Origin of the sequence: Pseudomonas sp. Lb2C2, from assembly GCF_052112205.1 — a bacterium.
GTDB lineage: Bacteria > Pseudomonadota > Gammaproteobacteria > Pseudomonadales > Pseudomonadaceae > Aquipseudomonas > Aquipseudomonas kilonensis.
This window is the reverse complement of sequence record NZ_JAUTYW010000009.1, coordinates 203,387-225,523: the sequence shown is the minus strand read 5'-3', so window position 1 is coordinate 225,523 and position 22,137 is coordinate 203,387. Positions and strand designations below refer to the sequence as shown.

General features: G+C 48.8%; 18 protein-coding genes. 2 read left to right on the top strand and 16 right to left on the bottom strand.

Annotation, left to right across the window (positions count from 1 at the left end; all coding sequences use genetic code 11):
- Positions 1 to 541: 541 nt before the first annotated feature.
- Positions 542 to 1,639, bottom strand: a complete 1,098-nt coding sequence (locus tag Q7F16_RS25685) for a hypothetical protein (protein ID WP_409556533.1) — start codon at positions 1,637 to 1,639, stop codon at positions 542 to 544.
- Positions 1,640 to 1,679: 40 nt separating this feature from the next.
- Here Q7F16_RS25685 and Q7F16_RS25680 point away from each other — a divergent pair, with 40 nt between their 5' ends.
- Complete coding sequence (locus Q7F16_RS25680) at positions 1,680 to 1,925, top strand: hypothetical protein (RefSeq protein ID WP_409556532.1); 246 nt, start codon at positions 1,680 to 1,682, stop codon at positions 1,923 to 1,925.
- Between the two features lie 727 nt (positions 1,926 to 2,652).
- Here the strand turns inward: Q7F16_RS25680 and Q7F16_RS25675 are convergent.
- Entirely contained in the window at positions 2,653 to 4,683 is a 2,031-nt protein-coding gene (locus Q7F16_RS25675) for an acyltransferase family protein (protein WP_409556531.1), read from the bottom strand.
- A gap of 302 nt (positions 4,684 to 4,985) precedes the next feature.
- Here Q7F16_RS25675 and Q7F16_RS25670 point away from each other — a divergent pair, with 302 nt between their 5' ends.
- A complete protein-coding gene (locus Q7F16_RS25670) occupies positions 4,986 to 6,203 on the top strand; it encodes an O-antigen ligase domain-containing protein (RefSeq protein WP_409556530.1) in 1,218 nt (405 codons plus the stop codon).
- Between the two features lie 360 nt (positions 6,204 to 6,563).
- Here the strand turns inward: Q7F16_RS25670 and Q7F16_RS25665 are convergent, their stop codons facing one another.
- From Q7F16_RS25665 to wbpB, 14 genes are all read right to left on the bottom strand, one after another.
- Positions 6,564 to 6,899 (bottom strand): ComEA family DNA-binding protein, encoded by a 336-nt coding sequence (locus Q7F16_RS25665; RefSeq protein WP_409556529.1) that lies wholly within the window; start codon positions 6,897 to 6,899, stop codon positions 6,564 to 6,566.
- Between the two features lie 112 nt (positions 6,900 to 7,011).
- Positions 7,012 to 9,006 carry a polysaccharide biosynthesis protein gene (locus tag Q7F16_RS25660; RefSeq protein ID WP_409556545.1) on the bottom strand — a complete coding sequence of 665 codons (1,995 nt, stop codon included), beginning with the start codon at positions 9,004 to 9,006 and terminating at the stop codon, positions 7,012 to 7,014.
- A gap of 113 nt (positions 9,007 to 9,119) precedes the next feature.
- A complete protein-coding gene (locus Q7F16_RS25655; protein ID WP_409556528.1) occupies positions 9,120 to 10,136 on the bottom strand; it encodes an MraY family glycosyltransferase in 1,017 nt (338 codons plus the stop codon).
- 4 nt (positions 10,137 to 10,140) lie between these two features.
- Positions 10,141 to 11,097, bottom strand: coding sequence for an NAD-dependent epimerase/dehydratase family protein (locus Q7F16_RS25650; RefSeq protein ID WP_409556527.1), 957 nt, complete (start codon positions 11,095 to 11,097; stop codon positions 10,141 to 10,143).
- A 14-nt stretch (positions 11,098 to 11,111) separates the two neighbouring features.
- Positions 11,112 to 12,332 (bottom strand): glycosyltransferase family 4 protein, encoded by a 1,221-nt coding sequence (locus Q7F16_RS25645; RefSeq protein WP_409556526.1) that lies wholly within the window; start codon positions 12,330 to 12,332, stop codon positions 11,112 to 11,114.
- Positions 12,333 to 12,341: 9 nt separating this feature from the next.
- A complete protein-coding gene (locus Q7F16_RS25640; protein ID WP_409556525.1) occupies positions 12,342 to 13,457 on the bottom strand; it encodes a glycosyltransferase family 4 protein in 1,116 nt (371 codons plus the stop codon).
- 17 nt (positions 13,458 to 13,474) lie between these two features.
- Positions 13,475 to 14,608, bottom strand: coding sequence for an N-acetyl sugar amidotransferase (locus tag Q7F16_RS25635; RefSeq protein ID WP_409556524.1), 1,134 nt, complete (start codon positions 14,606 to 14,608; stop codon positions 13,475 to 13,477).
- Positions 14,609 to 14,714: 106 nt separating this feature from the next.
- A complete protein-coding gene (locus Q7F16_RS25630; RefSeq protein ID WP_409556523.1) occupies positions 14,715 to 15,470 on the bottom strand; it encodes an AglZ/HisF2 family acetamidino modification protein in 756 nt (251 codons plus the stop codon).
- Entirely contained in the window at positions 15,470 to 16,078 is a 609-nt protein-coding gene (gene hisH / locus Q7F16_RS25625; protein ID WP_409556522.1) for an imidazole glycerol phosphate synthase subunit HisH, read from the bottom strand. Before hisH ends, Q7F16_RS25630 begins: the two co-directional genes overlap by 1 nt.
- Positions 16,075 to 17,310 carry a lipopolysaccharide biosynthesis protein gene (locus Q7F16_RS25620; RefSeq protein WP_409556521.1) on the bottom strand — a complete coding sequence of 412 codons (1,236 nt, stop codon included), beginning with the start codon at positions 17,308 to 17,310 and terminating at the stop codon, positions 16,075 to 16,077. The genes hisH and Q7F16_RS25620 overlap by 4 nt, the downstream gene beginning before the upstream one ends.
- Positions 17,311 to 17,563: 253 nt before the next feature.
- Entirely contained in the window at positions 17,564 to 18,646 is a 1,083-nt protein-coding gene (locus Q7F16_RS25615) for a DegT/DnrJ/EryC1/StrS family aminotransferase (RefSeq protein WP_409556520.1), read from the bottom strand.
- Positions 18,647 to 18,648: 2 nt separating this feature from the next.
- Entirely contained in the window at positions 18,649 to 19,224 is a 576-nt protein-coding gene (gene wbpD / locus Q7F16_RS25610) for a UDP-2-acetamido-3-amino-2,3-dideoxy-D-glucuronate N-acetyltransferase (RefSeq protein WP_409556519.1), read from the bottom strand.
- Positions 19,221 to 21,113 (bottom strand): acyltransferase family protein, encoded by a 1,893-nt coding sequence (locus Q7F16_RS25605; protein WP_409556518.1) that lies wholly within the window; start codon positions 21,111 to 21,113, stop codon positions 19,221 to 19,223. The genes wbpD and Q7F16_RS25605 overlap by 4 nt, the downstream gene beginning before the upstream one ends.
- Positions 21,114 to 21,181: 68 nt before the next feature.
- Positions 21,182 to 22,132 carry a UDP-N-acetyl-2-amino-2-deoxy-D-glucuronate oxidase gene (wbpB, locus tag Q7F16_RS25600; RefSeq protein WP_409556517.1) on the bottom strand — a complete coding sequence of 317 codons (951 nt, stop codon included), beginning with the start codon at positions 22,130 to 22,132 and terminating at the stop codon, positions 21,182 to 21,184.
- Positions 22,133 to 22,137: the final 5 nt, after the last annotated feature.

The window sequence follows — 22,137 nt, the reverse complement described above, 5'->3', positions numbered from 1 at the left end:
CGAGCTTGGGAAAATTGAACCCGACTATAGATGTGCACGTTGGCGGTGGCGGTGGCGCTCCTGAACATATCGCTACGCAGCCTCGGTTTGCGTCCTATACAAACAGCTTGATCGCTCTTTCCACCGCATTGTTGTCGATGAGTAAGAAAACCTCAACGATGCAGGATTCACAGAATTGAGCATTATTACTTCGTTGCTACGAGCCAAGAGTAAGGCGCAGAGGAACAGTAGAGTTTCCGCAGAAGTAAATTAAGGCTCTGCTGGATCATGCCGATGACAATATAACGAAGCACTATCAGCGGGCACACCAATGATGTTTGGTTTATATCAAGACGAGCGCCTACCTGAAGGAATAGGTCCCCTGGTCGTTTGGCAAAAACACTAAAAAAGTTTGCTCAAGCCCAAGCTCAAGACGCAAACAAGGCCACCTCTCGGTTACTCTTATAGGCCGCTCAGAAAAGCGGCTTTCGTTTGGTAGGCGCGACTTCAATAGGTTAGTGTTGGATATCACTACAGTAATATTAGAACGCTAATTTTCTTGCTATGTCGCCGGCATGATAAAGAGTTCCCCCGAGAAGTCTCGTGTGGTTTTGATCAACGGATTCTTCAGCACAACAATCAGTGACTGATCGTTGACCCTTACCAGCGTCGGAGAAGCGAATCTCCCATTCTTAAGCAGTTCGAGCACATGTCCAGTCGTTAAGTCTTTTCTAACCAATCCGCCGCTTTTAGGGGAAAAAACAGCAAAGAGCCCATCGTCCGTAATTGCCGATCCGCCAGCGTAAGTATGGACCGCCACGTCAGCAATCTCTCTATTAGAGAGGCACCGCCGATTCTCCACATCCACCAGAATAACTCTGCTGAGCCCGACCTGCCGAGCTTCACTCATTTGGGTGTAGGACACCGACAAAACGCTTTCAGAAACCCACTTGGTCTCAAATGGAACAGTGTCCGCCAGTGCAAAGTCTCCGAGTTCGATAGGTATCTCGATTTTTGTTTGAAAGGCATCGCCAGTGATGAGCACCGTCAGACCTTGATGACGTTTCTCCGTGGCTGAGTATATGGCGTATGTCATCGCGCAACGCCCATTGACCGAAGTTGACAACGCCGTTGAATATGGGAAAGTGCCTGGCCCAATACCTGCGATCAGTATGGGGTTGCTCCAGGTATCGCCACCGTCCTCCGAAGTTCTTGCCACGACTTTACGCCACTCACCTGCTGAGTACTGCCCAACACGCTCTTGTAGTGTATGCATAAGAACGATTTTTCCGTCTGGCAACGCTGCCAACGAAACATAGGTCGAGCGCCCACCGTCGATTATGCGAACCTTTCCCCACTCACCAATTGTTTCTGGGCGTGATGTGCGAGCGAAGAACAACGGCGAAGAATGGTTGCTGAAACAAGCAATTACGTGACCGGCATATTTCCCTGAAGGGATTTTCAATAGCGACGGAGAACCATGGTCGCTAGCCCCATCGAAAGTATGTAACTTGACGGTCCTATTAACAAGCAATTGCTCACTGACTTCAGATACCAGCACATCACCGGCTGAGCTGATATAACCAATGCAGAACCCCCCAAAGACTTCAGCGACAGCCGGGCGATTATACCAAAGACTGTATGCGTTACGAATGTTCAATGGTCGATTCGGCATATAACGCCGAATTAGAGGAACTGAAGTGAACGCTGCAACAACCCCTGCCGATATCAGAAAGCTCCTACGGTTCATCAAAAAACCCGCCTGCGTGAAAAGGCTGAATTATGACACCACAAACGCCGCTGGCTACGGATTTGCTCATATCATTTCTTGCCACCACTTCATGGACGTAGGCTTGGCAGGCAGCCAGCTTGATCATCGCCCTGTCGCTGTCGTCGATGACGGCGACAATTCATTGGGCATGCGCTTCATTTCCACGTCAGCTTGATGTCGTAACCCCTCCCCCAACATTCAAGGCCGCCAAATGATCCCGGATGCTCCCAATGCCTGCGTTAAAAACTCTATCTCTACGAGTCGGTAGACCTTCGAAAATCCATAGATGGCTTGGGTGCGCTGATCGAACAGGGGATCGAGGCCGTTTTCAAAATTGTTGTACCGGGATTCAACCGGCTCCGCCCCTTTGCTAAAGCGTCAGGAGTCCAAGCGATTCAAAGCCTCCCCCGATGAACGGGACGAACCATTCGTGTTGACGGCGCAGGAACTGAACTGGTTACCTGGATAAGTTCGACCTCTGGCACAATCGCCTGCACAAGGTTCTGACTCCAAGGTTTGTTACCTTAGGGGTGTAATCCAAGACATGCGCCCCCTACCCAGGCACTCACGAAGCCTTTTTGCCGTGGAACTACTCACCAAAAAAGCCCCGTTGATGGAAGCACGCGTAGCGGTAGGTGTGCTTCACGGATCAGATACATTCCCCTTGCCTACAGCATTCGCCCCAAAGCTAACAAAGCCGCAGGAGCTTTTGGTCGAGCGTCAGAAATACGGTTCACCCCTGCCGTTTCTGAATCACCACCCTAGGCCAGACAGCCAAGGACGGTGAAGATATTGAAGCCCGGTATCCAGTGGATCGAATGGCTGCTCTGCCTAAATGAACAGCATTAGCTTAAAGTCGGCTTTTTAATTGAATAACCCATTAAATGCGGCCAATAAAATATCTATTTTTCCCCAAACAACCAGTCGAAAGCTAGCTCTTCGGACTTATATATTCGCTCCAAACCAGCATCACCTATATGGTTTGTATCAACGTACAAAACACCCTCCTCGCCATAACTCCTGCATTTTTTTTCGTCACAAAAATTATTAACAGGATCGATAATTCTGACATTATTTTCCCCTGCAATTGATTCACGAATCCAAGAAACAACATCATTCCGTTCTTTGTCAGCTGAAGTGCGAGTAATTGAGCAATGCGTGTCGCGATCAAGCATGTATCGGTCTGTTCGCATCACGCAAGGCGGAGCAGGTGCTTTGAATATAGGCACAGGAGCAATAACCAATATCCTTTCAACACCCTGCGCCCTAAGGTAGTCATAGGTGCCTCGGAGCTTTTGAATGAATCCAGCCTGAGTATTTGGGAAAGGTGTGGTCGTTCCAGGCTCGCTTAAAGAGTACCTTCCGCGACCGGCATAGATTGTCCAGCTCGAAAAAAGTACCGCAAACTTCGGCTTTATCTTGTCCCCCACCATCGACAAGGCATTCTCCCGACCTTTCTCGCAGCGGCCCTGCATCGCTATATCTGGATTGTTCACATGAACATCCAGAAGAGCGGCACAACCACCGGAAGACATGGTGGCAATCACAGCACCATTTTCAACAGCGTGCTTTGATAGGCCTCGGTATGCAGCATCGGCGTGGGAGTCACCAATCAAAAGCCCTAATGTTTTATTTTTGGCCGAGTCGACACATGCGTCCGGGCTTGCAACAAAGTGAAGATCGCAAACCCCGGCACGCGTCGCCGGCTTTGGGGTTTGCGCCTCTGTAAAACTTTTCGCTACCGACGGAGCGTACTCGTTTGACATGTACCATCCTGCCGCCCCAAGGGGTATGCACAATGAAATCGACATTGCTGTATGGCCCCAGCCGGCACCGCCCTTTAGGCGTTTTCTCCAGGCAAGAATTTTTTTATCCAGCAGCGCGTAGGTAGCCCAGCCCAAAAGCAACGATATAGCAACCATTGCAATGTCGAATGGAAGGATGCGCTCACCAAAATTATAAATCCGCCCAAAGGTGAGAAGAGGCCAATGCCACAGGTACCATGCGTACGAAACAAGTCCAATAGCAACGAATGGCCTAAGTGCTAGCGCGCGCGCCACAAGAATGCCCGGGTTAACCACTCCGCAAAGAATGATGAGCGCGGCGCCAGAGACTGGGTAGATCGCCCGCCATGAAGGATAGGGACTCGAACCAGAATAAGTGAAAATTGAGTATCCGATCAACCATAACCCAAGGCACGCCGCCACCTCAACGACGAAACGAGGGATCCTCTGTGCAAGCGGCACTAAAAATGCGATCGATCCGCCAGCAATGAATTCCCAAGCACGGAGTGGCATCAAGAAAAAAGCATAGTTTTTGCCTGCGCCACCTCCGCTGAGGCTCATGCTGCCATACAGTGACAGGGTGAAGATGGAGAGCACCACTAATCCGCAGATCGTTACAGCCTGCAACGGCGTACGTTTCCTGGTGAGCGCAAATAGCCCGAATATAAAGATAGGAGCAATGAGATAGAATTGTTCCTCGACAGCGAGAGACCACAAATGAAGCAACGGCTTCGTGTCGGCTAGGCCGTCAAAATAGCCCTGCTGCCCTAGGAAATAATGATTGACGAGCATTGCTGCTGAATACGCAACCTGATTACCGAACTCCGTCAATTCTTTAGGGAGGATGAGGATAAACGGCGCTACAACGGAGCATGCGAATATGATCAAAAGGTAAGGCGGCAGGATTCGAAGCGCGCGCCTAGCCCAAAACTCTCCAAAGGAAAAGGAGGCAGATTGAATGGCACTCAGGATATGGGTGACGATCAAGAAACCTGAGATAACAAAGAAAACGTCAACCCCAATAAAGCCACCGGATATCTGTGTGATACCGGCGTGATAGCCCACGACAGCCAAAATCGACAGAGCCCTAAGCCCGTCAATAAAGGGCTTATAGCCCGATGAGGTTTGTATCGCAGCTTTGACAATCATTCCTATGCGTATCCCGTCGCGAAAAATGCTGCGCAGTATACGGGCTGTAGCGGCTTGAAAAAACCCGCCCCTTCCACCGGAGGACAGGAAGCAGGCCAGCTCAATGGTAAATTCTTATCGAAGCCCACATAATCCTAAAAACCCATGTAAAATGCGTCATTTTTTGAATGGCAGTAATCGCCACGAACGGATCCCAAGGATGAGAACATGACCATCAAGACCTTAGCGATAGAGAGCTTCAAGATCGCTACCTTGGCGGCGCTCAAAGCGCCCACACTGCTTGTCACCTTTTATGCTGACCTATGAAAACATCGCGTCCCACTACTGATCGCCTCGCTCTACTTTCAATGCTAGCTTTGTTTCCTGGTGCATTTTTCTATCAGGTTTGCGTAGGTACTGGACTCATACCAGCGTTTGCGGGCGGTTACTTCGGCGTGGCATGCGCTGCGCTGTTTATATTACTCGGTGCGCGATACGCCTTAGACACATTGAAAAACCTCAAATTACAGACGTTTGATACTGCTTATTTTGGATTTCTACTCTACTTCGCTGGAATCGCCATTTTTAACGCGATCCTCATGGATGACAGTAAATATTTAGCCTGGCATCTTGCGTCAATTATCCAATCCGCTGCTGTCTATTTGGTATTTAAGGGAATGACCCGACAGTCGACAGCATCAAAGTTTTTGTTATGGCTTTCGGTTTTAGCCATGACGACATGCATATTTTATTTTATGGAAGAGGGGGTATTTTCCATAAGATCAATATCCGGAAAAACAGAAAACATCTCCAGCTATCAAGGTTTTGCACTGTACTACTTACTCTGTGTAATTGTCGCAATCTCAAGCACACAAACTAGAATATTACGAATACTTACCTATCCCGCTATAACATATGCTTTGTACGTGAACGGCGCTCGAAGTGAGTTTATCGGCCTACTAATATTCATCGTATCGTTCGAAGTATGCAGATCACGGATTAAAATGTTTTCTGTCATTTCTTCGATAGTTCTAATTTTCACTCTCTCAGCCACACTTTATTCTGGCATCATTAATCTTCCAGAGAACAGGGTGACACTACTCCTAAATTTAAGTAACGATAATTCATCGACGGTGCGAGATCAGCTTTCCGAACAAGGGTTCTCTAAAATAATGGACAATCCTATTCTTGGGAATTATGGAGAATACGAAAAGGGCTACTACATACACAACATATTATCTGCATGGCTAGACTTGGGCCTTTTTGGATTTATTTATTTCCTTATTTTAATCCTTATCCCTTTATCCACAACTGGCATGAATATCACCCTAAAAGGCAGATCAGATGCAGGGCAGGCATTTATTTTCTCTGCAATGCTTTCGTGCTTTATTCTTCTTGTTTTTGGAAAATATTTCACCTATCTAATGCTACCAGCCGTCCTTGGTTATTATTCTTCGACCAGACTCATAGCGCCCAGTACTAGACTCTGTACGAAACCAACCGAGACTAATTTTAAATCCGCACCTGTTGAGATTCAGTAAAGTCTGCGTCCATCAAATTGCGCATCCCCACTCGTCAAAGGCGCATCGAGTGAATAAAATCAGCGTGCGATTACAGCCCCTTAGTTGACGCCGGTTAAGACGTGCTGCCACCTGATGAAACTCGACGAAAGTCGATACACATGTTGATGCCTAACATGAAGAACTCCATTGTGCTTGCATCTGAGCTTACGCTATGAGGCAGTTACTCAAAGGTATATCTAATCTCAGGCCTTGCCGGCTCGCATAGAAAAAATTAATGGCGCCGCCAACAACGAAACATTTTTACATCGGTTAAAAATTTATACCGACCAGAAAGTAAAAAGGCCGATCAATTCGACCGGCCCGCCTTCAATTACACACTCAATTCACCTCGAGCTTGTCACGGTTCCTGTCGAGAATAGCTTTGCCGATCCCCTTAACTTCCAGTAACTCTTCCACCGAAGAGAATGGACCATTACTTTCTCGGTATGCAACAATCGCTTCTGCCTTGCCCTTGCCTATCCCTGACAACTCACGCTGCAGCGTTGCAGCATCCGCCCCGTTTAAGTCCACCTTGGCGCTCTGCGTTTTGGCCGGCTGTTCCACTGACGGTGGCGTAGCCACCGACTCGGGTTTGGCTGCTGGGGCGGCGACAGCCACAATCGAGGCGCTGGTCAGAAGGGCAAAGATCAAAGAGTAGAAATAGCCTGTACGCATAAATGACGCTCCATGACATCGTTAAGAGAAGCAGCTTTTCCGAGGCTGCCTCTCAAACTTAGGCGATGACGTATCGTTGTCAAAAATGTGTATGTTACAGCTTATGTAACAATCAGGGTTCAAGGCGACGCTGCTGATAAATCCAATCGACAATTTCTCCGTCCGGAGCGTAGCCACTGACGGTATCGCGAAGCAGTTGACGGACCCTGCTGTAGTCATCCTGTTCGATGGCGGTCAACAACTCGGCCAGCTTGAGCTTGAGCGCGTCCCAGGGCAAATGGTCCTCGTTGGCACTCATGATCATAGGATGCTGGGTCGCGACGACATTGTCGCCAATCAGCAACTCTTCGTAGAGTTTCTCGCCTGGTCGCAGGCCCGTGAATTCGATTGAAATATCACCGTGGGGGTTCTTTTCCGAACGGACACTCAGACCAGAGAGATGAATCATCTTTTCCGCCAGCTCGATAATCTTTACGGGTTCCCCCATATCCAGCACGAAAACGTCTCCGCCCAACCCCATGGACCCCGCCTGAATTACCAACTGAGCGGCCTCGGGAATTGTCATGAAATAACGCGTGATCTTCGGATGCGTAACGGTTAAGGGCCCACCTGATTTGATCTGCTTATGGAACAGTGGAATAACCGAACCGGATGACCCCAGTACGTTACCGAAACGGACCATCGTAAAACGGGTTTTATTAACACGTGAGATGTTGGCCTTATCGCCGAACAGCACAGGCGCCAGCTCACGACTAAGGGCTTGTAAGGTAAGCTCAGCAAGGCGCTTGGTACTGCCCATCACATTGGTGGGACGCACAGCCTTGTCCGTCGAAATCAATACAAAATTCGATGCACCTGCTTGTAGCGCGGCCTGCGCGGTGTTCAGCGTTCCGATCACGTTGTTCAAGACGCCTTCAGCAATATTATGCTCCACCATTGGCACATGCTTATAAGCCGCCGCGTGGTAGACCGTGTCGACATTCCACGTCTTCATCACGTCCAGTAGCTTGTCCTGATCCCGTACCGAACCCAAGATAGGTAGCAATCGAACCGACAGCGACTCGCGAGCAATTCGAGGTTCAAGTTCGGATAAAATGCTATAAAGATTGAATTCGCTATGCTCGAACAGCAGCAGAGTCGTTGGCTTGAGCGCGAGGATCTGCCGACATAGTTCGGAGCCAATCGAACCACCCGCCCCGGTCACTAGAACTGACTGTCCAGCGACACAATGCTCAAGCAAATCAGCCTGTGCAGGTACCGGATCACGCCCAAGAAGGTCCGCAATATCGACTTCCTGGATATCGTCGACCTTGACCCGACCGCTGGCCAGATCCATGAAGCCGGGGATACTACGCACATGCAGCGGAAAACCTTCAAGCAGCGTCAATATCTCTCGACGGCGACCCCGTGACGAAGACGGAACGGCAAGCAAAATCTCTTGCGCGCCGGTGACATCAATCATTTTTTGAATGTGTTTGGGTTGATAGACCTGCAACCCGGCAATGACTCTATCGGCGATGCTGCTGTCATCGTCGATGAACGCGACCGGCCGCATCACTCGCCCCATGCGCAATGCCGCAACGAGTTGGTTACCTGCGGCTCCGGCACCATAAATAGCGACCTTGGGCAGGCCATCATCACGACTGGTAAACGGTACATGTTGGGCTGCGGTAAACCAGTCCCCCAGAAAATACTGCCGCATCACTAGGCGCAACCCGCCAATCGTGATCAGGCTCAACCACCAGTAGTTAAAAATGATAGAGCGAGGCACTACGGTCTTATGATTGCTGTACCAATACACCACAAGAGCCAGCAGCAAGGCCGAAAGGCTGACAGCCTTGCAAATAGTAATCAGCGCATCGTTACCGAAATAACGCATGACGGCGCGATACATGCCAAAGCGGATGAAAATCGGTATGGCAATCAGCGGAGCAGAGGCAAAGAGCCAAAGATGCGTTTCGATCGGGCTGGCCAAAGCCTCGACGCCGAGCCGTACGACGAATGCCAGCCATAAGGCGACCCAGACCAAAACGACATCAGTGGCCACTTGGATAGCGCGCTTGTGGCGTCTCGGCAGCCCCAGTAGGATTGTTCTTAATTTGCCCATAAACCCTTCACGCACCTTGGCCAGCTCCTAAACTAATCCATTTTCGATACACGCAGTTACATTTTCGTCCGTTGGACAACCGATAAACAAAAAACGCGACCCCTACAACGAAATCAGGCCTTCTCAAGCTCACCGGCATGAAACCTGATTGCCAGTACCAGCAGTGGCACGTAAGCCAATATTAAAGCCAATGCTCCATCCATGCTCCACAACACGACACAAGCTGCCAAAGGCAGTAGCCAGAACAGATTGATTGCCGTCACTGCCAACGTAACCGGCAAGTGGCGGCCATAATGACGGGAAGCGAACTGATAGGCGTGACTGCGATGAGCCTCGTAGACCTTATCGCCGCGCAGCAGGCGCCGTACCAATGTGGCGGTAGCATCGACAATGAAGACCCCCAGCAAAATCAGCCAGACCCAAAGAAGCTTGGGTGAACTCCAAGCCGCCTGCAGCGATAGCAACCCCAGGATAATGCCAAGAAATCCACTACCCGCGTCGCCCATGAAGATACGGGCGGGAGGAAAATTCCAGTACAGGAACCCCGCTACTGCCATCGCAAGTACCAACGGAGCCAAAATCAGGTTTTCAAAACCTCCCAACCAATAGAGCAGACAGGCTCCAAGGCATGCACAAATCGCCTCGACGCTGGCGATTCCATCGATGCCATCCATGAAATTATAAAGGTTGAGCATCCAAACCAGATAAATCGCCGCGAGCACATGCCCTAGCCAGCCCAAATCCAATACAAAACCAAACAGCTCCAGCGCAGGCAGGCCACCCAGCCAAAAAAGAGCCCAGCCAGCACCGAGGAAATGTCCTAGTAATCTCCAGCGTGCAGCGATGTGGCCGTGGTCGTCGAGAAAGCCTAAAAGCGCTATACCTGCTCCCGCCCCCAACAAAGCCCAGGTAAATGTCCAACTGAGCCCCCCAAGAAAAGCCAGGATCGGCAACACCGATAGAAATCCTAATACGATCGCCACGCCACCACCACGAGGCGTTGGAACCGAATGTGAACTTCGTGCGTTCGGAACATCCATAAGGCTTCGCGCCAAGGCGTAACGTCGTAAGCCACCGGTTAAGACCAACGAAACAAAAAATACAACACACACTACAAAGAAAATTGCCATGAATTCAAACTCGACCTTTTTTTGATGAAAGGGTCATATAATCCGCGCCAGCCTTGAATAACGCTTCAGTTGTTCCAAGCGGGGGCGTCCAGTCAAGTAGCTGATGCGCTTTGCGGGAATCAATAACCAAGGAGCCAAATAATTGGGAGAACATACTTTCTTTTCCCAATAGTTTTGCTCCCAAACGGATGACTCCTACGGGCACATAAATCAAGCGGGCTGTACGTCCCATGCCGCTGGCAACAGAACGTACAATATCGGCTGTAGAGATATCGGTCCCATCGGAAATCAAAAACAGCTCACCGGCCGCCGCAGGATGTTTAATGCAGCGCGCGATAAAATCTATAAAATTATCCAGTGCAATCATGCTGCGTTGATTATTTGCCGCCAAGAAAGGTAGTGGGATGCCGAGTTGAACAATTTTCAGCAAGCGGTGAAAATTTCCAGGGGCACTCCCGCCATACACCAAGGGTGGGCGAATAATAACCAGCTCCATGGAGGAATTTTTAACCAGCTCCTTTAAGGCCTCTTCTGCCTCAAATTTTGAAAGCGCATATGGCGTATTTGGGTTATTACCACTCAACTCAGAAACTTTTGAGTTTTTTGTCTCCGTAGCGTTGACACCAATTGAACTGATAAAAATAAATCTCTTAACACCGCAACGCATTGCATTTTTTGCCAAACGTAGAGTCGCGTCTACATTTGCACGTCTGAAAGCGGAAAGAGGGTCCTTTTCCTTTTCATTCAGAATATGGGCCCTTCCTGCAAGATGTACGATTGTGTCGACATCAAGACACAATCCCTCTAGAGGATCTTTTTCAAGATCCACAGATACATAATCAAAACCCGGCGGCGAGGTAATGGAACTACGACCGCTTCCCCTCACGACGTAACCTCGCGCCTTCAAAACCGTACAAAGCAAACCGCCTATATAACCTGACGCTCCGGTAACCAACAGCATGCAATGCACCTTAATTAATTTTCCAGAATCCGCCGAGCCAGAGACGTATACTCAAAATTAGCCTCCAAGAAAAGGCGACCTCTCACACCCATCTCCTTCAAAATATTTCGATCAAGCAACAACATTTTTGTGAGTGTATCTGCAAGCTGCTCAGGTACACCAGGATTTACGGACATACCACAATCGGCTTCTTTTACCGGGTCATTAAAAGCATTGTATGAAGCAACAACAGGAACACCTGCAGCCATATAATCATAAAGCTTGTTCAAGCTTACACCGAACCTATAAATAGGCAGGTCATGCATAACAAAAAAACCAACATCTACGAGCGAAAGAGCTTGCTGAATCTGAGCTTTATCAACCTGCGAGTAAAACAGCACAAAATTGTACCCAAGCTCCTTACAGCGAGCACGCAACTCAGCGTCCTGCTCCCCTTTACCGACAATAATAAACTTTACCGAGACACCCTCAGGAACTTTAAAATAACGTAGAGCGTCTAAAAACAAATGCATTGCATTTGGTTCTCCCAAGGCTCCCGCGTAAAAAAATAAAAAATCGCCCTGAGACTTAAATTTCGTTAAATCTTCTAATAAACTAGCGCTACTAATTTTGCTGATAGAGCAAGCATTAGTAAGCGAAAAACCATTAGGGACGTATTGAAATTTTTCAGCCTTCATTCCTCGAGATACCATATACTGCTGGGCCCCAGGCAATAGAGAAATGACCGTATCAGCTGAAATATATGCAAAACGTTCAATAAGCGACAAAACGAGGACAACTGGATGAAATTTATTAAAACCAGCGATCTCTATCAGACTTAAAGGCCAGATATCTCTAACTTCAAAAGAAATTTTCGCTCCAAAAAGTTTTGCGCAAAAAAAAGCAGCTGGATAACCAAACGGGTGTGCAGAAGAGTATATAATACGTTGCGGTCTTTTTTTCAGCCCCAGACGTAATAAAAAAAAGAAAAGAACAAAACCAAAACACAACATGGACAAGAGCCTACCAACACCATTGCCCTTGTACCTTATACCCCTAACAAAGTTATATGAGACTCCTTCAATGACTTCACTCCCTGATTTTCTTGTTTCTCCATCCATCAAATGATGATAGCTAGGGGTAATTATCTCAACACTGTTCCCTTGAGCCTTCCATGCGTTAGCCAAATAAAACGAACGCCAATAGCGACCAACCCCAGGACCGCCTGCATAAGGATTAATATACCAGATATTCATATCTGAACCTTAAAGACCAGCTTGAAACGTTAAATAAAGGTCTAGAAGTTTTTTTTCTTCAACCCCCCAATTGTAACGACTCAACACAGCAGCTCTACCATTCGCCCCCATCTCAGCGGCTATCGTGGGGTTCGATACAATATAATCAATAGCTTCTGCAATTTTACTCGGATCAAGCGGATCAACGCATACACCACATTTGCTACTCTCGATGATTTCTCTCCATAACGGGAAATCTGAAGCGATCACCGGTAACCCGGCACACATATATTCAAACATCTTGACGGGCAAAGCATCTAAGTAATTAATCACGGGATGCAAAGTAACCAGACCAGCCGAAGAGCGGGCTAGAGTATTTGCTATCGACTCCCTATCCAGCCATCCAAGGTCTTGCACACGATCCCAACCAGGAAGCGACTTAGTCTTTACTTCAACATCTCTTTCAGAAAACTTACCACCCAACAGTAGCTTCACATCACTCTTTACAAATTGCATTGAAGAAACGATTTCGTATATACCTCTTATGACAGAAATACCTCCCACGTAGCATATTTCTTTTCCATCTCTAACAGAGGGATTTGAATCGACAAAAGAAAACTCGCTTAAAATAGGAAAATTATTCACAGAAACAGACAGTGGATTGATTTTTAAAAATTTCTCTTCAATGAACGGCGTAGCCGCTACAATTGCGTTAAATTTTTTACAAGCCCACTGCTCATAAAAGGAAAACAACCTAGACACTATCCTAGCAACCACCTTATTAAAATAAGGTTTTGCCAACAATTGAGACGGAACATCTTCATGCGAATCAAAAATGACAACCTTTCCAGCTTTTACCAGCTTTACTCCACAAGGTATCAATTCAGGGTCATGGATATGATAAATGGCCGCATTTTCAGCCAGTGCGGCCTTAAATACTTTTCTAGTTGTATAAAATACTCGACCTAGCCGGCCTGAGGCTTTACCCACATCAACAATTCTTATATTTTTTTTTGTTTCCGCGCCCTTACCATCTGCTACAACAAGACTAACATCGTAGCCAGCGGCTACGAGCGAGCAGCATTCCTTATGGAAAATTCGCATATCATCGCGTGGATGAGCAGACGTAAGATGAGCAACTTTCATATTAATCCCTTAACCATTTACGAATAAACAGCAATTTTTTTCCCGGTAACTTTCTGAATAAATTTTTGAGTTTTTTTGGTGCCGCGTTGTAGCCCGCCCCAGTTTTTAAAACTTGTAAAATCTTGGATTGGAGCAGCCATTAACTCATCAAATTGACTTCGCGTAATACGCATTTTTTTACAAAAATACTCTATATCAATCTCAAGCTCATGAGCGTCATAAAGAGGCTCTTCTAGTTTTAACAATGCCTCTTCCCGCGACAGCTGTGAGGAAAGAACCATACTCGAATAGTGCAACTTGCGCTTATCATATCCAAACTTAGTAGGAAGATAGTAGTTCTGGAACAACTTAGTGAAAACAGACTCTCCATGTTTACGAGCATAAGACCGGTATCCAATTGTTTCCTGAAGATACTTTTCCGCCTCTTTTTTATTATATTCCATGAAATTTAGAGGTCTCACCGTGCGCATCCCTTTTATAAAAGGGTACCAAAAATAATACTCAAAAAAACTGATGGTTTTATAGTCACGCAAAGGTTTTGAACCATATCTCTTATGAATATCCTTTAAATTAATAGCATCCATTGCACTTCCGTGCCAAGAATCAGGAAATACTGCCTCAGTGGCTAAATTGCCGCCACTTAGAATGTATTTAATACCATTTTTCACGGCAAAGTGATACATACTAGCAAAAAAAGCATGATCTTGAGGAACATCTTGATTGGCCACCGCAGCCTTCATATAGGAAAGCTGTAAGTCACGCATCTCCTCCCAATTAATCACATGAGTATGGAGATCATATCCGCAATACTTAATAATTTTTTCGATATTACTTACTGCAAGCTCACTGTTCCAACCTGCATCTACATGCACCACCAAAGGTCGCAGGCCAAAATCCTTGACCTTTACAGCCAGATAAGAACTATCAACTCCGCCGCTCAAGCCAATAATGCAATCGTATTCCTTACCCGCTCCCTCTCGCTTTATCTTATCAATTATGCCTTTCAATCGAGTCTCACCTTCGACTCCGCTAAACAATTGAAGGGACTGCACATCATCAAATTTATGACAATGATTACAAACGCCATGCTCGTCAAATTTGATATTCGCGTCAGTTTCATCCATCACGCAGCGTGAACATATTTTATACACGGTCTTTCCTCTCGAATTCATTACAATTACTTCTAATCCCCAGCTCAGTCATGACGGCATAAGAACAAAATTTACAAGAGCGCCAAGACCAAGGAAAGCAACGTATCTATCCAGGTATAGAATGATTAAGATCCGGATAACTTATCAAAACCGCTTTATGCTTTCCGTGAAAAACGAAAAAACTTCCTGCCGCGACCGCAGAAACACCCGCTTTTTCAAAGGGCTCGTTAAGGTCAGCTATTGAACCCGCTCCACCACACGCCACGACAGGTATATGAACTCCAGCAACAACCGACTTGATGAGCGGGATGTCAAATCCTTGCATAGTTCCATCACGATCTATGGAGTTCAGAAATATTTCCCCGGCTCCAGCATCCTCGACCCTTTTCGCCCATTCGACTGGTGAGACCTTGGTATCTTTCGTGCCTGATTGAGAATAGACCGAATAACGGCCCAACAAGCTTTTTTTACAATCAATAGAACAGACGACACTTTGAGAGCCGAATTGATCAGCTATTCTCCGTAGAAGCTCGACGTCCTCCAAAGCCGCAGTATTCAAGGCTATTTTTTCCACACCTAGAGCAAAAACGCGCTGTGCGTGCTCAAGCGTACGAATACCACCACCGTAACAAATAGGCATGAAACACTCGCCTGCCACTTCGGACAACAGCTCATAGTCCGGCTCACGGCCTAATATAGACGCCTCTATATCCAGTAGAACCAGCTCATCAACCTCTTTTTCATTGAAAATGCGAATAGCATTAATCGGGTCACCCACATATTTCGGAGCTTTAAACTTTACCGTTTTAACCAGCCCCCTGTCTTTTAACAGTAAGCATGGAATTACGCGTTTTCTCTGCATCAGATTAACTCGACGAAATTTTTGAAAAGCTGCATGCCGAAGCGATGACTCTTTTCAGGATGAAACTGAAAACCGAAAACATTATCCTTGGCAACCGCTGCCGTAAATTTCTGCCCATAATCGGCCGTCAAAAGCGTATCGCGTTCATTATCGGGACACATATAATAGCTGTGGACAAAGTAATAGCGACTTTCGTCTGTTAGACCTCGCACCAATGGATGTTCATAATTACATGAAACATGACTCCACCCCATGTGAGGCACTTTTCGTTCTGGACGCTTCTCAAAACGCTTGATATCCATATCGATCCAGCCTAACCCTGGTTCGATACCTTCCTCAGAACGACGTCCCAGCATCTGCGACCCCAAGCATACTCCCATCACAGGTTTACGAGCGACAAGCACCTGATGATTAAGTACATCTATGAGGCCACTCTCACGCAGGGTCCTCATTCCGGCATCAAATGCCCCGACGCCGGGCAAAATCAGTTTTTCTGCGTTTACAATTTCATCGACGAGGTTGGAAGCCTTGGCCTTCGCCCCAACTCGCTTCAACATATTCAGTACCGAGGCGATATTCCCCACACCATAATCGACCACTACAATCATGAGGAAACTCCCTTAGCACAACGATATGACATCGCAAAATAAATAATATACATTATGGCATAGCTTGCCGAGTACCACCACAGGGCGTCTATTACCGTCCCCGCAAGCAGAAAGCATGCCGTCGTGATGACCAGCAACCCCAATTGCCAGATAAGATCCAACCCTTGTCGTTGGGCAATATAAATAGTGTAACTAAGAGGGCTAACTATAAAGCGCATATAGAACATGGGAATAAGCAAAATTGCATATTTCCCTGACTCAATCCATTCTGTACCAAATACAAACATGAACGCCCACTCACCCAACCACCAAAACAAAAGAAAGGGGGGCAAGGCTAATAGGGCGAGGACAACAAAAGTACGCAAGAAAACGGAACGGCAAGAACCTTCAACCCTGTAATCCCGAGCAGCTTGCTCTTTGAACACATCCAAGACTGAAGTGGCAAGCAATGTAATGGGCGCCCCCATCATTTTTATTGTTAGTGCAAACCAACCTGCAGCCTCTGCGCCAAACCGGGAGGCTATCAAGATGACAGGTAACTGGCTGGCGATAGTGTTGACAAGATCAGCGGGGAGGGAAAACTTTGGAAAGTCTTTATATCTACGTGCGGCGTTTCTCACTGAATGAATGTTTTCGTTCCAACATGTTTTTAGCCAAGAGCGATCAAACCAAAAAAACACCAATAGCGTGGCCAATAGCACGCCAACCGTTTGACCGTAAATTAGCCCGCTTACTCCCAATGCGAAATAACCAGCCAGTACCTGCGCCACCGCAACAGCACTTGCCAGCGCGACTCTGGCAACTCCAAGCTTACTGAAAGCTTGTTGAAAAGCTAGTAATGAAAGGAGTGCTTTATTGATACCCATCCCAAAAACGACAAAAGCCAAGACAAAGGAGTAGCTTTTGACTATTGGAGGTATTTGCTCTACAAACAAACTCGCTATCGAGACTATAAACGTAGTTAAAATTGACAGGCCGATGGTTACCAAAAGAACTAATTTAATAATTGATTTTGAATCATCATTCGCATCACCGCTAAATAATGCAAGTTCATAGCGTCCAGTGACTATAACCGCCATTATTGTAGCGAATGAGAGCCAAACGTTAAAAGAGCCCAGTTCGCCTGGAGAATACAATCTTACCAGAAGCAACATCACACCCAATGATATCGCCTGGGCCCCCAACGTCCCAACGAGCACACTCCGTACTCGAGAAAAAAATCTGTTCTTCAAGCTACGCTCCTAATCCGGGCCATTGACTCTCCAGAGAAGGCCAGGGATCCCACATACTCCAATTCAAATTAGAGCCCCTCAACCAACAAACATCGCACCGAACAGCAGCCAAGAAATATAGACTCCTCCATCATAACTAAAACAAGACATCAGAAAAAATACTGAAAATACAACCCGGCACTTCCGAAACAGATAAAAAAGTACAAGGCACCCAAAAAACATCTTTACCAACGTTCAAAGAAACATACATACCTTAACCAGCTACCGCAGCACAAATAGTTGCCACAGCCTCATCATCCAGATAAGGATGCATTGGCAAACTCATGACCTGTTCTGCGACGCGATCTCCCGTAGGTAACTGGACGTTTGCATCGGCCACAGCAGGCTGTTTGTTCAACGGGATAGGGTAATGAACAGCCGTCGGAATTCCCTGCTTCTTTAGCTTCTCTTGTAACTGATCACGCTCGTCAACGAGAATTGTATATTGAGCATAGGCACTGGTATTCCACTCTTCCACGTAAGGAACTGTGTTTACACCTAGAGCCTTGAGTGACTCATTATACAATTTTGCAACACGCTGACGTTGCTCAAGCTCCTTCTCAAAAATTTCAAGTTTGGGCAAGAGAATTGCCGCTTGCAGTGTATCCAGGCGACTATTAACTCCCACGCGCACATGATGATAGCGGCGGTCCTGCCCGTGCCGGGCGATCTGCCGCAGTACTTTGGCCAGTTCGTCATCATTGGTAAAAATCGCACCACCATCCCCATAGCATCCCAGCGGTTTGCTTGGAAAGAAGCTGGTGCAGGCTATTGTCGTGAGGTTGCAGGAGCGTTTCCCTTTGTAGGTAGCGCCGAAGCTTTGTGCTGCGTCTTCGATTACGGGGATTGAATATTTAGCGGCTATCGCATTGATCGCATCGTAGTCTGCACACTGTCCGTATAGAGAAACAGGAATGATAGCTTTCGTACGCGGGGTAATAGCTGCTTCCAGCTTTTGCGGGTCGAGATTATATGTGCGTGGATCAATATCCACGTACACCGGTTTTGCACCGAGCAAGGCAACTGTCTCGGCGGTCGCAATATAGGTGAAACCTGGTGTTATAACTTCATCACCTGGCCCAATTCCCAGCGCCATTTGAGCGATCTGCAAAGCATCGGTGCCATTGGCGCAGGTTATGCAGTGTTTGGCGCCAACAAACTGAGCAAGTTTTTCCTCGAGTTCCGCTACCTCAGGGCCGAGAATGTACTGGCCGTGGCTCAAGACACGCTGGATACCGGCATCGATCTTGTCCTTGATACGTGCTTGCTGGCTTTTCAGGTCAATGAATTCAATCATGCTCAGGCATCCGTCTTGTTCAAAAGTTTTCCGTTCAGCACGTAGCGCGCCCCCGTATGCGAGCAGAAGGCCTCGCCCTGCTCGTTCAACTGCAATTGCTCGCCAAATTCGCTCATCCAGCCAATCTGCCGTGCGGGCACACCCACCATCAATGCGTAGGCCGGTACATCCTTGTTGATGACCGCGCCGGCACCGACGAAGGCATATTCACCAATGGTAACGCCGCAGACGATGGTGCAATTGGCGCCAAGCGTCGCGCCCTTTTTTACCAGCGTATCGAGGTACTGGTCCTTGCGCTCGATCAGCGAACGCGGGTTATAGACATTGGTGAAGACCATGCTGGGGCCACAGAACACGCCCTCTTCCAGCGTGACATTGTCGTAGACCGACACATTGTTCTGGACTTTGCAGCGGTCGCCGATCACGACTTTGTTGCCCACAAACACATTCTGACCGAGCGAAACGCCGACACCGATGCGGGCGCCCGCGCAAACATGGACAAAGTGCCAGACACGGGAGTTTTCACCGATCTGCGCGCCCTCATCGACGATCGCGCTTGGGTGCTGATAGTAACTCATGGCTTCAGACTCACATTAGACTGAGATTGATCAAAAGCACGCTGCAGTGGCTCGGCAGCATAGTGCCCATAACGACTTGCACCCACCTCGTTGAGGTGGTGGCTGTCACGGTAGATGAGCAAGCCCTGCTGATAAGGCGCAGCGGCAAAAAAACTGCTATTGGAAAAGTCCAGGAAACGCACGCCCGGCGTGCGGTCGACGATGGCCTGAACTTGCTGGTTGGCAACCTGCCACTCGCGATTGAATGTCAATGGCGCCGGCAGGCCAAGCTCGGTAAAGCGCCTTACCCGCTGCACGTCCGTTTCAAACATGGGTACCTGAGCAAGCACCACGATGTGCTTATGGGCTCCTGCAGTATCGACGAGAAATTCAGCAAACGCCTTGGCGAATGCTTGGCTCTGCATCTGGTACTGCCACATGCCTGCGATGATCACCCGCTCCACCTTCGGCAACTCACGAGCCACGGCCTCGATCTGCGCGCGGCAAGGTTTTTGCGCCCAGGCTGGCAGGCGTTCAATGTCGAAACCGGGGATAGGCACACAACTGCTGGCAGTGAGCACGCGGTAAGCAACGCCCTGCTCTTCGCCCACTTGGTCGAAGAAGTAGTTCAATTGGGCGGCATGGCTATCGCCAATAACCAGGACGGACACTTCGGCATCCGACTTGCCTCGCTTGCACGCGCCCACTTGGGTGCCATGGCAGATAAGCTCTGGAGCAGCATAACGGGTGAGTTCCACAGGCAACGGAGCGACCAGCGAGGCGTTGACACGTTGCCCACCCCACGCCACCAGCACGACCACAGCACCAGTTACAGCCCACTTGGGCAGCTGGCGCATCATGCCGGAAGCGTTTCTGGCAGGTGTTTCGACCAAACGATAGGAAAGCCATGCCAGCAGTACAGAGCTGGCCACGAAAATCAGCAACCATGCGGCCGTCAGCTCGTACTGCCCCGTGTAATAGCGAATGAACGCTAGCACCGGCCAATGCCACAGGTACAACGAATAGGAAATGCCGCCGATCCAGACCATCGGCCGAGTGGCCAGCAACGCGCTGACCGGGCCACGTCGGGCGACGATGAGCAGCCCTGCCGCAACACAAGGCAGGATAGACCAGAAGCCTGGGAAGTGTTGCTTATCGATAGCCAGCACCGCCCAAGCCAGCAGGATTGCGCCCAGCCCACCGAACACGCTTGCCAGTAAAATCGGTAGCTCGCGCTGGCGCATCAGCAAGGCAGCGATGGCACCGACCATGAACTCGGGAATCCGTGCCGACAGGGCAAAGTACATCCCATCTTGCGATTCACCCAGTCCACGGTAGCCGCTCCAGGCAAACAGACTGGCGGCTAGCAAGGCAAACGCCATGAGACGCCATTGCTTTGGCAAGCAAATGACCAGCACTGGGAAGAACAGGTAGAACTGCATCTCGATGGCCAAGGACCAGGTATGCAGAAGCGGCAACTCATCGGCCCGCGGCGCGAAATAACTGCCGAAGCCAGAGAAGTACTGGTTGCTGGTAAACAGCGCCGAGGACTTCAGGCTGTCGAGGAAAAATGCAAAGTCATCAGGCAGAAACAGAAGCACGGACAGCGCGCACACCACCACCAGCATGACGAAATACGCCGGCAGAATACGCTTGATGCGGCTGGCATAGAATGAAACGAGATCGACCTTGTCGCTTCGCTCGGTCAACAATGCCGTTATGATGAAGCCAGAGATGACAAAAAAGATGTCGACACCAACATAGCCGGCTTTCAGCCAGCCATTATTGGCGTGATAAAGCATGACCGCCAGCACCGCGATTGCACGCAAGCCCTGAATATCCAGACGAATACTGCGCGCGTGGCGGATTGCACCCGCTTCGTTTGGCTTGTTGAAATTATTATTCGACACGCTGGCTTGCGATCCTGCTTGGGAAACTTGAAACGGGTGGCGCAAGGCCACCCGTGTTGTCTCGCCGATCAGCGAGAAAGGGCTTGGACGAACGGATGCGCTTCGTTGTCCGTTGCCACGACGATGGCCGCGCTGCGAATGGTATTGACCGTCTCCACGCAGTGGCGAGCATCCTCGATGCCATACCCTCGCCCAGCCAGGATTTCCTCGTAGCTGGTGGTGTGCAGGTCAGTGAAGCCTTCGGAGAACTCCATTTCCTCACCGTTGACGGTAATCGAACGGTAAGTCGGCTTCTTGCCCTTCACCGATTCCGGGAGGTCGTTGGCGTCGACCGACAGGAACCAGCGTACGCGTGCTTTCTCGTATTCCAGGTAACCGGCCGCCTTGTGTTCGGAAGTGAAGTGCACAACGTTACGCTGCAGCTTGCCGAAGATGAAATGCAGCATGTCGTAGAAGTGCACGCCGATGTTGGTGGCTACGCCGAACGACTTGCGTGGGTCACCTTTCCAGCTTTGCAGATACCACTTGCCGCGGGAAGTGATGTAGGTCAGGTCGACTTCGTACTTGTGCGGGTTGTTCTCGCGGGCAACCTTGTCCTTCAAGGCAATGATTGCCTGGTGATGGCGCAGTTGCAGGATGTTGAACAGGCGCTTGCCGGTTTCCTGCTCGATCAGGGCCAACTGGTCCAGCTGCTGCGGGGTCGGCACCAGCGGTTTTTCGCAGATCACGTCACAGCCCAGGCGCAGACCGGCGGCAATGTGCGGTTGGTGCAAGTAGTTGGGCGAGCAGATCGACACGTAATCCAAGGCGGTCGCTGGGTCGCGCTTGAGGCTGTGGGCGTGATCAAGGAAGAACTCGAACTCGGTAAAGAATTCGCTTTGCGGTGAAATGCTGTCGATGATGCCTACCGAATCATTGATGTCATAAGCGGACACCAATGTATTGCCGGTATCCTTAATGGCGCGCATATGGCGTGGGGCGATATATCCGGCGGCACCAATTAGAGCAAAACGTTTCATCCAGA

Coding starts and splice junctions, on each gene's coding strand:
- Q7F16_RS25675 (WP_409556531.1), bottom strand. CDS start 4,683: ATGATTGTCAAAGCTGCGATACAAACCTCATCGGGCTATAAGCCCTTT.
- Q7F16_RS25670 (WP_409556530.1), top strand. CDS start 4,986: ATGAAAACATCGCGTCCCACTACTGATCGCCTCGCTCTACTTTCAATG.
- Q7F16_RS25665 (WP_409556529.1), bottom strand. CDS start 6,899: ATGCGTACAGGCTATTTCTACTCTTTGATCTTTGCCCTTCTGACCAGC.
- Q7F16_RS25660 (WP_409556545.1), bottom strand. CDS start 9,006: ATGGGCAAATTAAGAACAATCCTACTGGGGCTGCCGAGACGCCACAAG.
- Q7F16_RS25655 (WP_409556528.1), bottom strand. CDS start 10,136: ATGGCAATTTTCTTTGTAGTGTGTGTTGTATTTTTTGTTTCGTTGGTC.
- Q7F16_RS25650 (WP_409556527.1), bottom strand. CDS start 11,097: ATGCTGTTGGTTACCGGAGCGTCAGGTTATATAGGCGGTTTGCTTTGT.
- Q7F16_RS25645 (WP_409556526.1), bottom strand. CDS start 12,332: ATGAATATCTGGTATATTAATCCTTATGCAGGCGGTCCTGGGGTTGGT.
- Q7F16_RS25640 (WP_409556525.1), bottom strand. CDS start 13,457: ATGAAAGTTGCTCATCTTACGTCTGCTCATCCACGCGATGATATGCGA.
- Q7F16_RS25630 (WP_409556523.1), bottom strand. CDS start 15,470: ATGCAGAGAAAACGCGTAATTCCATGCTTACTGTTAAAAGACAGGGGG.
- hisH (WP_409556522.1), bottom strand. CDS start 16,078: ATGATTGTAGTGGTCGATTATGGTGTGGGGAATATCGCCTCGGTACTG.
- Q7F16_RS25615 (WP_409556520.1), bottom strand. CDS start 18,646: ATGATTGAATTCATTGACCTGAAAAGCCAGCAAGCACGTATCAAGGAC.
- wbpD (WP_409556519.1), bottom strand. CDS start 19,224: ATGAGTTACTATCAGCACCCAAGCGCGATCGTCGATGAGGGCGCGCAG.
- wbpB (WP_409556517.1), bottom strand. CDS start 22,132: ATGAAACGTTTTGCTCTAATTGGTGCCGCCGGATATATCGCCCCACGC.